The following is a 13,575-nucleotide window of genomic DNA, read 5'->3' on the forward strand; positions in this document are numbered from 1 at the left end:
GCCGGCAAGCGTACTCACATGTCCCGCGTGTGTGTGTGGGCGCTCGTTATTTTTAACGGGCTATGGGCGTTAGATAGCATCGCCCTGTTGGTCTCGGACTGGGTGCAACCGACGCTGCTCGGACAAATCTTGGTCATCATGAACGCCATCATGAGCGGACTCATCGCTGAAGTGCTGATCTTCGGATTCCGCAAATCAAATCGGCCGGTGATGGCATGAGAGTTCGCCCCGCCGCTCGTAATGCGGCGCGACAAATGTCACCGCTCAGTGTCGGACAAAGGTTGAAATTTTTCGGACTACTGGCCGCTTAAGTAGCAACGAGAGGTGATGCAATGCCTCGGCTTGTTCGGACGTGTCACAACAAAAACTGACCGGGCAGGAAGCGGAGGCAACAACAATGAAGAACAGAAATGTTCTAGTGGGAGCCGTTCTTGTTTTTCTTCTGGGCGGATGCGGCAGTAACGACGACGTCAGCGACTCGACCACCGACGATTCGAGCTCGGGCGACGAAACTAGCAAGTTGCCGCCACCGACCGAGCAAGAAGCCGCGCGCTTTCTGCAGCACGCGACCTACGGGCCGAACGAAACCGAAATCGGCGCCCTCACCCATTCCAGCTACAACGCCTGGTTAGCGAATCAATTCTCGCAGCCGCTCAGCTCGCACGTCGCTTATCTCGATAAAGAGCGCCCGGCCTATCTCGCACAGTCGCTCGATGTTACCAGCGGCCAATCGCTGGAATCGTTCTGGGCACAGGCGGCGACCGCGCCGGACGCGTTACGTCAACGCGTGGCGTTCGCGTTGTTGGATTTTTTCGTCGTGTCGTTTCAGAACAGCGCGCTCGCCGATAACCCATACGCGCTGTCATCGTTCCACGACATGCTGGCGGGCGATGCCTTCGGCAATTATCGGCAACTACTCGAAGATGTGACGCTACATCCGACGATGGGCATATATCTGTCGCACCTCGCCAACCAAAAAGAAACGACGCGGACCGTCAACGGCCAAACGGTAGTGCAACTGCCGGACGAAAACTACGCGCGCGAGGTGATGCAGTTATTCAGCATCGGCCTGTGGGAACTCAACGCCGACGGCACGCAGAAGCGCGACAGCAGCGGCAATCCGATCCCGACCTACGGCCAAGACGACATTCTCGGCATGGCCAAGGTGATGACTGGCTTCAGCTGGGGCCAATGCGCCAACAGCAACAATGACTGCTTTCGCGGCGCACTCAACAGCGCCGACACGACCAAGAGTTTTTGGCGTGTGCCGATGCAAGCGTTCGACCGGTTCCATTCGACGGCGGAGAAGCACATCATCGCCGGCCGTATCATTCCCGCCGGCGGCACGGCCCAGGCCGATCTCGATATTGCGCTCGATGCGCTGTTCAATCACCCGAATGCCGGGCCATTCTTCGGCAAGCAACTGATTCAGCGGTTGGTGACGAGCAATCCGTCGCCGGCCTACGTGCAACGCGTCGCCAGCGCCTTCAACAACAACGGTAACAACGTGCGCGGCGATATGAAGGCAGTAATTCGCGCGGTATTGCTCGATCCGGAAGCACTCGATCTTCGCAAGATCAACGACCCCAAGTTCGGCAAGCTGCGCGAACCGGTCGTGAAGTACGGGCAGCTGCTACGCGCGTTCACGGTGCGCGCGCCGTCCGGTTATTTCCGTACCGGTAACCTCATGGACTCGTTCCAAGGCATCGGCCAGATGCCGTACTTCGCGCCGTCGGTGTTCAACTCCTTTCGCCCCGACTACGCGCCGACCGGAAACATACTCAACGCCGGATTGGCGGCGCCGGAATTTCAAATCACCACCGAGGTAACAGTCACCAGCACCGCGCGTGCGTTCGACAATTTGACACACCGCGTGGCCGACGGCCGCGCCGATACGCTGGTGCCGGACTATACCGCCTTCGTTGTCGACGCCAGTTCCAATCCCGAGCGGCTGGTGGATCGGCTGAATCTGTTGCTGACTGCGAATACCTTATCGGCGAGTACGCGCACCACTCTCATCAACATGCTGAAGACGATGCCATCGACCACCGATAAGGACAAGCTCGACCGCGTGCGCCATACCGCCTGGGTGATCAGCATGTCGCCCGACTTCGCCGTCCAAAAATAAACCGTCGCCGAGATAACGATCATGCACAAACGACTGACCCAACTTGAGCAAGCGGTCTCACCGGCGCGACGCCGATTCTTGCGCCAATCCATCGCTTGGACGGCGGCCGGTGCGGCACCGTTTCTATTCGACCTGCAACGGCTGGCGCTCGCCGCCGACACCTCCGACTACAAGGCGTTGGTATGCGTGTTCTTGGCCGGCGGCAACGACAATGGCAACACCGTGGTGCCGTACAGCACCGCCGACTTCAACGACTACGTCGCCGCTCGCGGTAACGACACGCTGGCGCTGACGCTCGCCGAGCTCGATCCGATCAACGCCGCATCGATCAGCGGTCGGCAGCTGGCGATGCCGAAGGCAATGGCACCGCTACGCGCACTGTATGAACAAGGTAAGGCAGCGATCATGGCCAACGTCGGCGTCTTGGCCGATCCGCTCACATTGGTCGACTACAAAAATAATACGCCGGGCAAACGCTTGCCGCCGCAGTTGTTCTCGCATTCCGACCAAGTGAACTTCTGGCAAATCGGCGTGCCGACGTATGACGTATCCACCGGCTGGGCCGGCCGCATCGCCGATCGCATGGCCGCCAGCGGTGCCAACGCTAATAGTAAAGTAGCTCTGTCGATATCGCTCGCCGGAACCAACCGTCTACAGACGGGAGCAACGACGATTCAATATCCGCTGTCACCGGGCGGCGCCAATTCCTACGTCAACTTGCGCGAGCCGATCACGACTGCGCACGGCAAAGCGCTCGATGAAATTCTGAAACAACCGCGCAGCCATTTGTTCGAGCAAGAGTACGTCGCCGTCACCAACCGCGCGCGCGATGCCTATGCGCAAGTGCAAGCGGCGCTCGACAGTCTCGGCAACGCCGCGACCGCCGGTAGCGTCGCCAACTTAATCAAGACCCAATTCGATCCGCAATCCCGTCCCACAGCCGGCGCCGTTAATCCATTGGCGCAACAGCTGGAGATGGTGGCGAAGATGATCGCGGCGCGCACCATGCTCGGACATTCGCGGCAGATTTTTTATGTTTCGCTCGGCGGCTTCGACCTGCACGACAAGCTCGACGAAAGCCACGCCTCGCTACAGCAGCGCGTCGCCAGCGCCGCGGCGATTTTCTACGAAGTGACGAAGTTGCTCGGCGTCGACAATAACGTCACCACCTTCACCGCCTCGGATTTCGGCCGCACGCTGCAAACCAACGGTCGCGGCTCGGATCATGGCTGGGGCGGACATCACTTCGTCGTCGGCGGTGCCGTTAAAGGCGGGAATGTGTATGGCAATTGGAACGGTATCACCGATGGTGGCGGCCTGTTATCGCCGTTCCCGATCGTGAAGCTGGGCGGGCCGGAAGACGTCGGCCAAGGCCGGCTGTTGCCGACAACCGCAGTCGATCAATATGCAGCGGTGTTGGCGCGTTGGTTCGGTGTGTCCAACTCGGAACTGGTGGAAGTGTTGCCCAACATCGGCCGCTTTCCGTTACCGGCAGCGGCACAGAGTTTTATCTAGCATCGAAAACATAGCGCCGACGCGGCAACACTACGGAATCTCACAACCGCTGATAGCGCCGGTACCCGGCGGTGGCATCGTTCCGCGTGTGCGCAAATAATTTTCCACGGTTTGCGCGGTCAGCGGTGTGCTCCATAGACGAGTGATCGCATCGGCAACGAAATCATTACCGGCGCGCGATTGCAGCGTACCGGCAACGCTGGTGACGTCGACCATCTTGACGCGCGAATCGGCGAGATCGAGTAAACGCGAGACCAACCAACGGGCATCGACATCTTCTTGACTCGCGGCGCGGCGTTGCAAGCCGCGTACGTTGACCAAAAAGCAGTCCATATCGCGCGCGTCGTAAACCACAGTCAACGGTTGACCGTTGTCGCCGAGCTGCGTCAGTAAATAACCGAGAGTAAATGTATAAAAAGACGGAAAGCCGATCTGCCGACTCATCGGCCCGTGGCTGAGCTTGTTAGCCGGATCCGCGTAATTGACCGCACCGAAGTGTTTGTACCAAAGACCCTCGGTCTGCGTCGGCGCCGCCGTGCCGAGATCGCGCACCATCGCGTACGGAACCAACGTGTCCCATTCGTCACTAACCAGCAACACGCGCGAGCGCAAGCGCTGCGCCACGGCCGCCGTATCGAACCGAGAAAAATCGGCGCCAACCTCGCCCGGCCATCCGCCGCTAGCGGCACGGATGCGGCGCACGTAGGCGTCGAAGAACCCTTGATAGTCGGCGAGCACGGTCGGTGCCGCTGCCAGCTCCGGCTTGGCCGACAACCCACGGATATGATCCAGCATCTTGGCGAAATCGGTCGGCGCGCCTAAGACAACACCGGCCTTCGGCGTCACCGCGCTTGGACTATAAGCAGCGCCGTACAACGCTTCGAAACCGCCCCAGGAAAAGCCGAACACACCGATGCGGGTCTTGTCGATGTCGGAACGCGTCTCGAGAAAACGCATACCGGCAACCGCATCTTGGATGTCGTTCCAAACGTCACCACCGGCATAGTAACGCCCGAAAATACCGAGCACCGCGAAACCTTGCGACAAATAAATCGACGCGTCGTTACCGAGCTTGCTCGGCGGCGCCAATGTGCTTCCAAGACGCGGCGCGCCACCGGCGACAAAGTTGGGACCGTACAAGTCGTAACAAAGCCCAGCACCGTTCGGCGGACACAGATCGTCCGGCTTCGCCGCCCAACGTGCGTCCACCGCCTCGCCGGTCCAATCGATGACTTCATAGGGCATCGCCGACACAATGACGCCAGCGGGTTTACCGGCTGGCGGCGGGAACCATTGCAGATACGTGAAACCGCCGGCAGCGTTGGGCACGCGCAGCAGTTGGTAATTCCAATGATTGCCGTCGGTGCCGGTGTACGTACCGGAATCGACGACGGTCACAGCGAAGGCATCGGCTGGCGGCGGTGGCGAGTTATTGGAGTCGTCACCCGAACCACCGCCGCCGCACGCAGGTAACAACATGGCAATGCCAAGCATCACCCCAAGCTGCGCCCAACGGATCAAATGCAAGAAGGCCGGCTTATTGTTATTCATTTGCGCCGATACTACGCCAGCACGCGCAAATCGATCACAACGAAAATCGCGAGCCGACAATCGTCATAGCGCAACCGACTATCGCAGCGAGCGCAGCAGCCGTCGATACCGGTTTACCAGACAGCACGGTAAAGTTTGGCAGACTGTACCGTGCTGAAAGAAGCGATCTGCACTCAGCGCAAACATCGATCGGAATAACAATAATGAAAATTTCTCGTCATCGTTTTGCTGCGGCACAGTTGATAGCAGCGCTATTGCTAGCGGGAGGTGGCGGTGGCAACGGTGACGGAGCAGAAACGCCCAGTCCAGAGAATCCCACTCCCATCGACCCAGGGGATGCGCCGACCGGGGCGGTGGTCAGCGGCGTAACGCTGGCGGAAGGCTGGGAGGATTTGCGCGAGGTACCAGCGCCGGTAAATATCAACGGCGGCTGGACCGATTCGGTCATGGTATCGGCGAGCGGGCGTAGCCTTTATTTTGCTTACACTCGTTACGACTTTGATCAGTTTTATCGCTCGGGTGGGACGGTATGGACGGTGACCGGGCCGGCACGCTCAGCGCAAATGACCGGGAACGAGTTCAAGATATTTCGCGCCGACTTAACGGCAACGGGGTGGGACGTCAACTATCACCCGGTCATGGCGTGCGCCGGCTAATCCGACGCACGCCGTCATCATCATTTCTCGCCCGAACTATCCGCACTATCACCGAGCCGGCCTTTGCCCAATGCTGTAGCGGCGTGCCGCTGAATTGCGCCATTCTTGGAACTTGCCGCAACTTCCTCAATGAGGGCGCGGTACTTTGGATTTTTTGAAGCACCCAACGCCTTAATCATATGCGCCATCGTTCCACTAAACTCCGGCTCTTTTAGATCGGTCCGGGCATAGTTAGCTTTTAGCTGTGCTGCCAATAAATCTGACACAACTTCGTCATTGATGTGGCCGTGATAAACCCGCTTAGCACCGAGGCGTTTCAAAAGCAGGTCATCGGCGCGCAACATATTCATAACGCGATTCGCGTCGTCGCTAAGCTTAGGATCGAACGAGCGCCGATCGGCAATGATCGGGTTCCACTTGTTGTAGACCGGAATATCAGCCAACGCGCTCTGCGCATGCCGCTCATAGGCAGTTACGCCCACAAATTTACCGATCGTCTTCTCGTACTTCGCTTGGCCAGAGAAGCCGAGCGCACGGATATAGCGCGCCAGCCTGTTGTAATCGTCTCTATCGGCAGCGGCACCCTCTCCATAGTCGGCCAACAACCGCTGTTCGATAATGTCGAACAAACGTGTGTCGGACAGACCCATATAAGCAAATGTGTTGGCGACCTCCGAATGCTGCGCCTTGTCGCCATTAAAAATTTGGATATACCGCGTGCCGTCTTCTTCGAGTGAAGCGGCGCTGACATAGTTCGCCAAACCGAACATCGCTAAAAGCACGAAAACAGCTCTCATGTTTTACTCTCCCCCGTTGTTTAAAAATCTGTATTGACTATCTGCACTTTTTCTAAGGATAAGGATAATGAATTTTTAGGGCGGCGGGCGGTGGACGCCGCCGGCAATAGCGATTTTTGAACAGAGAGAGTCGCCGTAATGATGGCGCGAAAAACAGCGGAAAGTGCGCTTAGTACGGGGCCAGTAATGTTTAACTCACTGCAACTAAACGCAAAAATAGGCCGATTGGCCCATTTTTGCGTCCGTTACAACACCGCCTTAGGAAATGCCGGGGCCTTTCTTGGCACGCTTTTCGGCGCGCTTTTCTTTGGCAGTACGGGTCGGCTTCTTCTTGTCTTCCTTGCGCTTGTCTTGTCCTTTGCTCATCGCTTCGCTCCTCATTGGTAACTAACTAGTTAGTGACAACGAACGCCTAACGGCATTCCCATCATGGCACGAGAATCGCCAAGCTCAAGTCACTCCGGTTGCACGCCGCGTCAGCCCGCCAACTGCTGATACGACGGCAACGAACCGACGAATCGACTGTGCACTTCGATATAAGTCTCGCGATAAATCTGATCGATTTTTTCCGGCGGCAGGAACGCACTGCTGAATTCGGGGTGCTCGACATCGAGCGCCAGTTTCGCCGCTCGCTGCAAGTGAACGATCGTCATGCGCGGATCTTCGAGACCGACGGAAATACGAATAGTGGTGGTGCGGATGCCAGCAGCGCGCAATGCGTCTTCCGCCATTTCCGAGTGGCTGGTTAACGCCGGGCACAACGCCGTCGTATTGGTTTGGCCGAGCGAGACCTGCAGACTGATCGACGGCTCGAGGCTGTCGAAGAAACGCTTGAAGGCGGCGCGGCTGATCGGCGTGCGATTGTCGCCGCCCAGATCGATGGTAAACAGCGGCGCCGGCAACCCTAGGTGCATCACCTTCTGCATAATCTTCTGGTTCGGATTGCCGGCAACGGCCGGGCAATGCACGTTGATATCCGGATGTGCCGCCAGGATCCGCGCCAGGGTTAGCGTGTTAACCGCCTTCTGCAACATTCGGATCTCGAAAGTTTTGATGCCGTGCAACACTTCGAACGCTTTGTCGGCATCGAGGAACGCGCCCTTAACGTAGTACACGTTCCAGAACAACGTCTCGTCCCAACGAATCGTTTCCGGCTTGCCGTTGAAGCCGACGATCTCGACGCTATCGCCCTTCGGCATGAACATGCGCTCGTTGCGACCGATGACGACGCCGGCAGTGGTGGTGCCGGTGCCGGCCAAGTCTTTGGTATAAGAGTGGGTCACGAAATCCGGGCGCTCGGCCGGATCGTCGCGCTTGAGTACCGGGTGCAACATCGGCGTACCGATCGTCGAATCGCAGATCAGCATCCAGCCGTGGGCGTGGACAAGTTTGCTGATGGCCGGTACGTCGAGCACGTTGCCGTGCGGATTGCACGGCGATTCGACGTACACGTAAATATGACTGCCGGCTTTGATCCGATCGGCGTATTTCTTTTCGGTGGCATTGAGCGCCGCCTCGAACGTCGGGCCGTCGAAACCGTCGACCCACTCGATGGCGACGCCGAGATTACTGTTCTTGCCGTACCAATCATGCAGCAGCTGATAGGTACCGCCGTAAATATTGCGGCTCGACAAGACGATGTCGTTGGCGCCCAACAGATGCGCCATGAGCGCATCGATAGCGGCCATGCCGGAATTGAAATTCCACGCCATGTATTCGTTGGCGCGGGCGCCGCATTCGACGTCGACGATGTGATTGGCCAAACTGATCGACGTCGGATTCAACAACCGCGAATAAATCTCGAGCAACGGCTCGCGGCCGGTGAAAGCGTCCGCGACCCATTCGGTACAGGCATACAGATAAGTCGCGGTGCGAGCGATCACCGGCGTCGCGCTGAAGATCGCCGTGACGTTGTCGAACAGTGGAAACGGCCCTTTACAGGAAAATCCGCCGTTTTGCGTCGTGATCGACTGGTAGGTCGAGCGCAACGGATTTTGCAGCGAGTCGAGAATTTTGGCGAGCTGAAAGCAGAGAAACCGCTTGGCGTTGAAATAAGCGATGCGGTCGGAACGGTCGAGGTCCTTGAGCGATTCGACGGTGATGCGCCAGAGATCGTGGGCGGCGACATTGGCAGTGTAGAGCATCGTCGCTAGGCTGCCGAGGGTCTTGCCGTAGTCGCTATCGGGGTCGATGGCAAAATGGAGCAATTGCTCGCGCGCAAGGCTGGCGGCGTCGCTGGCGGAGGTCGTATTGCGCAGCGGGCTCAATTCCTGAAGCGGCGTCGTCATCGGCATCTTCCTGATCGTTCAGTGATGATTAGTCTTCACTAAACGTCGGCGCCGCTCAACCGGAAAACACGGGATTAGAACGAAATATGTAACGAGCGTAAAAACGTCTCGACCGAATCGGTGTACTCGCCGTCCGCTCCCAGATCACGATTGATCGCCGCGTGCGTGTGCGCGACCGATAACACGGTGGCGCTGGCGCCGGCGGCGCTAACCTTGGCCGCGAAGCGTTGCGCCTGCGGGCAAGCGTCGCGACGCTCGGTCGAGCAAACCAGCAGCATGGGCGTCGGCACACCGGACAGGCGATACAGCGGCGACGCCGCACGCCAGTCGTGCGGATTCACGCCAAACGCGCGGTCGTAGAAGCGCGCGTGCCGAGAACGCATGATGTCGACGACGTTCAAGGCGGCGCTGTCGAGCACTATCGTACCGAGCCATGGTTTGGCGCCGTGTTGCGCCGCAATCGCCGGGTCGGCGGCAAGCAGCGCCACTAGGTGGGCGCCGGCCGAATGCCCCATAACGACGATGCGCGCCGGATCGCCGCCCCACGCTGCCGCCCGTACCTGCGCCTCGGCTAACGCCTGGGCGACATCGTTCGCTTGTTGCAGCGGATCGGCCTTCGGCAACAGGCGGTAGTTGGTCGATACGACGATGAATCCTTTAGGCAGCCAACGTGCGACCTTGCGATCGACGACGGCAGCGGCGGCTTTGTCGCCGGTACGCCAGGCGCCGCCGTGCACCATAAAAATGATCGGTGCGTGCTTCGCCCGATTCGGCAGGTAAACGTCCATGCGTTGCGCCGGATCGGCGCCGTACGCGACATCGCGCTGCATGGTCGCGCCGGCAGGCAACGCGATCGGTTGGCCACCGGCGCCTTCCGCTTGATCCAGCGCGTCGGGGATATGATCGCGGATCGCGCCGGCGGTCGCTGGCGCAGGCGACAACAGCGCGAGCAGTCCCGCACCGGCGAGCGCGGCCATACGTTTCATGCGAATCGACCTCTTATTAACTGAGTCCCAGTCACAGGTCCGTACTATACGACCACGCCCGCAAAAAAAAATCGCGCTTCCGCGGCCAGCATAACAGCGTCACCGGCACTCACACCTTAGGAACTCCGGTATCGAAATGCCCATGTCGCAGGCTCGTACGCGCATTTTCCGCGAGCGTTTGGTATTTCGCGCGAATACGTTCGAGATCCTTGTCTTCCAACTCTTCGAGATCGAGCAAAGCGTTATGCGCACCCCGAGTCACCCGAATCAGCTCGTCTAGCTTCACTTGGATAGCCTCAGCGTCGCGGTTCTGCGTGTTCTGAATCAGGAACACCATAAGGAAAGTAACGATGGTGGTTCCGGTATTGATAACGAGTTGCCAGGTGTCGCTGAAACCGAACAACGGACCGGAGATGACCCATGTCATGATGACGGCAACAGCGATGCCAAATGCGGCGGGCCGGCCCGCCGCATGCGCGGTCCATTTTGCGAAGCGGGTAAACCACGACTTGGATTTTATCGGTCGCATCTAATTTTTGCTCCTCGGGCGATAATACTTATAAAGTAACCGCAGATCCGCTAGTGATAACTCCGGTTAATACCGGTGTCGGCCGGCTTCAAAATCGGCGAACGCGCCTGCCAATCGGCCAACGCCTGTTGCCGCTGCGCCGTCTCCTCGGCAATGTGCGCCCGCAACGGTGCTTGCAGACGCGGGTCGAGGAATGCGTGGGCGCTGTAGGTTTCGACCGGCTCGAAGCCGCGCGTAAGTTTGTGCTCGCCGCCAGCACCGCCTTCGAACACCTGCAGACCGCGGCGAATGCATTCGTCGATGGAATGATAAAAACAAACGTTGAAGTGCAAATGCCGATGCTCCTCTAAGCAGCCCCAATAGCGGCCGTAGAGATGGGTCGGGGTGGCGACGTTGAAGGCGCCGGCGATTACGCTGCCGGCACGTTCAGCGACAACGACTTCGAGCGGTTCCGGAAAGGTGCTGAACAGTTGCTCGTAAAATTTTTGGTTGAGCCAACGGCGGCCCCACATCAGCTTATCGACAGTGGAACGATGTAGCCGATGGACCAGGCGTGCCCATGACAAGGGATCGCGCGCAATCTCGTCGCCGCGGACGGTACGCAAGGCAATGCCCTGCTCCGCCGGTGCACGGCGTTCACGCCGTAATTGATTGCGGCGCTTGGAATCGAAGCGCGACCAAAAGTGATCGAGGTCGCGATAATTGTCGTTGCGCCAGTGGTACTGAAAATCGATCCGACGTGCCCAACCGGCCGCTTCCGCGGCCTGCGCCTCCAGCGCCTGGCAATACAACAGCTGCAACACGCCGCCGCCTTCATCGCGAGCAAGCGCCAGCGCTGCGTCGAGCAGCGCGGCGCGGCACTGCGCTATCGACTCACCCGGTCGAATGAGAAAGCGTTGCCCTGCCACCGGTGTAAACGGCACGCCGATAACAAGCTTCGGGTAGTACGGCAGGCGCGCGCGAATCGCGGCGTCAGCCCAGCCCCAATCACGCGAGAAATCGCCGTCGCTGCTGTCCTTTAGGTAAGCCGGTGCCGCCGCCATCAATTCTTTTCCGCGCCACAGGGTGAGATGCCGAGGTTGCCAATCGCTACCGACGCCGACGCAGCCGCTGGCCTCCAATGCCGCCAACCAGGCGTGCGCAATGAACGGGTTACAACCAACGTCGCTTAAGGCGTTCCAGGCGGGCGCCGGAATTTCACCGATGGATCGAACAGTTTTTGCGGTCAGCATTGAAAGACAAGCTTAACGCGAAACAGCAAGCACATCGCCACTCAAGCGGTCGAATCGGATTCCAACGCGAAGCGAAAGCGGCGCGTGTCGATCGGCTCATCGGCGAGCACGCGGAATACGCAGCGGCCGTCGCCCGCTTGAAAACGCTCTTCGCGCACGACTTTCACGCCCAATAACCGCTGCAACGTCGACACCGTAACACTGCACAGCGCCGGGCGCTGGCTGGCGACATTGAAGAACGGACAGTTGCGTTCAATCAGGCGGATACCATCGCGATCGACTTCGACCGACATGTAGGGATCGCCGTCGCCATAAATTTCGCGCAACAAAGCGACCCGTTCTTTCAGCGATCGGCCTTCCAGCCGCGGCGCCCAAGTGCGTACGCGCTTTTCAGTGAGCGCGCCGAGCACTTGCTTGAGCACGGGTACGCCGAGTTGCTCGGTCACCGTGTCGATCAGTTCGACCGTCAGACCGTCGTAATTTTTGGGGAACAAATGATCGCCGCTGGCGCTCAAGACATAACGCGCAGTCGGTCGACCGGCGACGGCACGAGCCGGGCGGATGAGGCGGCGCTCGACCAGCCGTTCCTTCTCGAGCTGCGCCAGATGCTGGCGCGCGCCTTCGTAACTCATTTGTAGATGTTCGGCGATATCGCTGACGAGCCCGCCGCCGGCTTGCTTGAGATAAGCGAGAACTGCCTGGCGCGCGCCGCCCACCGTTTCCGTGTCGGTGCGTACGTTGCGCGTGCGCTTCGTGTTTCGGGTTTTAATCCTGCTCATGCCGTGTGCTCATCGCGATGGTCTATGCATCACCAACAACATCGCGGCGGCTCAAGACAAGTCATCAGCGTCGCGCCGCCGGCCGATGCCGTGGTGGTAAACCAGTTTACCACCGAGCCAACCGCCGCCGGCGAGTAACGCCGCGCCGCTGAGCGTTATCGCCCACGCCCAAACGGACGGCGCGACGCTCGTACCCACTTGCACCCGCAGCAACACGCTCGCGCCGAAAGCGACGGTGGCGCCGAACATCAATAGCATATGCAACGTTGCCGTATTCATCGCCGGCTCGTCCGGGTCGAGCGCAAGATATTCGATGAATCCACTGACCAGCGCCGGCAACGCACTGACGACGCCGAGCGTCAGCGACCAGAAACCCATCTGCCACCACAACGCCTCCGGCCGATAGGTCCCGACGACGTCCCAGACGATCGCTGTCAGCCAGAGCGCCATCGGAAAGTGCACCAACGCCGGATGCAGCGGGTGGCCGGCGATACGTGCGCGCATTAGATGCCGACGATTGCCGCCAGTAACAGCGCGAACGCTACGACCGCGACGAGCGCGTGAATCACCACCACTTGGCTCGGTAACCGCCGTTTGCGTACGTGGAAGCTCACTAAATAAAAGCCGCCCAGCGCCGCCGCCACGAATAGTCCAAGCGCCCACGCCGCGCGCCCGCCGGCGCCGGTAGTCGCTACCGCTATCAACAAAATGACCAGCGCGGTTGCGCCGACAATGCCGTGCAGCGCCGCTAGCGCACCCGGCGGATTGCGATCATGTTTGAAGTGAATGTAGGCCATCACCAGACCGCCCAGTGCAGCCACAGCGAATAGAACAGCGGCAATCGTCAGCATGGAAACAGGCTCCTCGTTGTGAATAGTTAGTAGGCGCAATCGTGCCTAACTGACTATAACGAGCACCAATTAATTATACAAGTTTTAATTTGTATTATTAGTAATATCAAAACTAGGCAGAATTGAGCGTGGCCAGCGGCGCCCCGCCGAACAACACCAGGTAATCGCGATATAGGCAGCGATCCATTACGACTTGCATGCCGGCGGCTTGCGCGCGCAAAGCCGCGGCTGGATTGATCACACCCTCCTGCAACTACCGAGAT

The 13,575-nt window shown here is 59.1% G+C and carries 13 protein-coding genes and 1 pseudogene; 4 read left to right on the plus strand and 10 right to left on the minus strand.

Annotation, left to right across the window (positions count from 1 at the left end; all coding sequences use genetic code 11):
- Positions 1–18 precede the first annotated feature (18 nt).
- From HY308_01505 to HY308_01515, 3 genes are all read left to right on the plus strand, one after another.
- Positions 19–219 carry a hypothetical protein gene (locus HY308_01505; GenBank protein ID MBI3896955.1) on the plus strand — a complete coding sequence of 67 codons (201 nt, stop codon included), beginning with the start codon at positions 19–21 and terminating at the stop codon, positions 217–219.
- A gap of 178 nt (positions 220–397) precedes the next feature.
- Entirely contained in the window at positions 398–2,128 is a 1,731-nt protein-coding gene (locus HY308_01510) for a DUF1800 family protein (GenBank protein ID MBI3896956.1), read from the plus strand.
- Positions 2,129–2,149: 21 nt separating this feature from the next.
- Positions 2,150–3,643: a DUF1501 domain-containing protein gene (locus tag HY308_01515; GenBank protein ID MBI3896957.1), complete on the plus strand. Its 1,494-nt coding sequence runs from the start codon at positions 2,150–2,152 to the stop codon at positions 3,641–3,643.
- Positions 3,644–3,673: 30 nt separating this feature from the next.
- Here the strand turns inward: HY308_01515 and HY308_01520 are convergent, their stop codons facing one another.
- Complete coding sequence (locus HY308_01520; protein ID MBI3896958.1) at positions 3,674–5,194, minus strand: hypothetical protein; 1,521 nt, start codon at positions 5,192–5,194, stop codon at positions 3,674–3,676.
- Positions 5,195–5,397: 203 nt separating this feature from the next.
- On the opposite strand from HY308_01520, the gene HY308_01525 reads away from it, so the two are divergent.
- Positions 5,398–5,850: a hypothetical protein gene (locus HY308_01525; protein ID MBI3896959.1), complete on the plus strand. Its 453-nt coding sequence runs from the start codon at positions 5,398–5,400 to the stop codon at positions 5,848–5,850.
- Positions 5,851–5,870: 20 nt separating this feature from the next.
- On the opposite strand, the gene HY308_01530 is transcribed toward HY308_01525, so the two are convergent.
- The 9 genes and pseudogenes from HY308_01530 to HY308_01570 all read right to left on the minus strand — a co-directional run bounded on the left by HY308_01530 (position 5,871) and on the right by HY308_01570 (position 13,565).
- Complete coding sequence (locus HY308_01530; protein ID MBI3896960.1) at positions 5,871–6,647, minus strand: hypothetical protein; 777 nt, start codon at positions 6,645–6,647, stop codon at positions 5,871–5,873.
- 476 nt (positions 6,648–7,123) lie between these two features.
- A complete protein-coding gene (locus tag HY308_01535; protein ID MBI3896961.1) occupies positions 7,124–8,935 on the minus strand; it encodes an aminotransferase class I/II-fold pyridoxal phosphate-dependent enzyme in 1,812 nt (603 codons plus the stop codon).
- Between the two features lie 74 nt (positions 8,936–9,009).
- On the minus strand, positions 9,010–9,921 hold the full coding sequence (locus tag HY308_01540) for an alpha/beta hydrolase (GenBank protein ID MBI3896962.1): 912 nt from the start codon (positions 9,919–9,921) through the stop codon (positions 9,010–9,012).
- Positions 9,922–10,030: 109 nt separating this feature from the next.
- Positions 10,031–10,441 (minus strand): low affinity iron permease family protein, encoded by a 411-nt coding sequence (locus HY308_01545; protein MBI3896963.1) that lies wholly within the window; start codon positions 10,439–10,441, stop codon positions 10,031–10,033.
- A gap of 59 nt (positions 10,442–10,500) precedes the next feature.
- Positions 10,501–11,682, minus strand: a complete 1,182-nt coding sequence (locus HY308_01550) for a GNAT family N-acetyltransferase (GenBank protein ID MBI3896964.1) — start codon at positions 11,680–11,682, stop codon at positions 10,501–10,503.
- 41 nt (positions 11,683–11,723) lie between these two features.
- Positions 11,724–12,461: an ArsR family transcriptional regulator gene (locus HY308_01555; GenBank protein MBI3896965.1), complete on the minus strand. Its 738-nt coding sequence runs from the start codon at positions 12,459–12,461 to the stop codon at positions 11,724–11,726.
- Between the two features lie 51 nt (positions 12,462–12,512).
- Complete coding sequence (locus HY308_01560; protein MBI3896966.1) at positions 12,513–12,965, minus strand: DUF2231 domain-containing protein; 453 nt, start codon at positions 12,963–12,965, stop codon at positions 12,513–12,515.
- The gene (locus tag HY308_01565; GenBank protein ID MBI3896967.1) at positions 12,965–13,312 is read right to left on the minus strand and encodes a hypothetical protein; all 348 of its coding nucleotides are present in this window, start codon (positions 13,310–13,312) and stop codon (positions 12,965–12,967) included. The genes HY308_01560 and HY308_01565 overlap by 1 nt, the downstream gene beginning before the upstream one ends.
- 112 nt (positions 13,313–13,424) lie before the next feature.
- Positions 13,425–13,565: pseudogene (locus HY308_01570) on the minus strand (CoA-binding protein).
- Between the last annotated feature and the right edge of the window lie 10 nt (positions 13,566–13,575).

Source organism: Gammaproteobacteria bacterium (assembly GCA_016199745.1).
Classification (GTDB): Bacteria; Pseudomonadota; Gammaproteobacteria; order Acidiferrobacterales; family Sulfurifustaceae; genus JACQFZ01.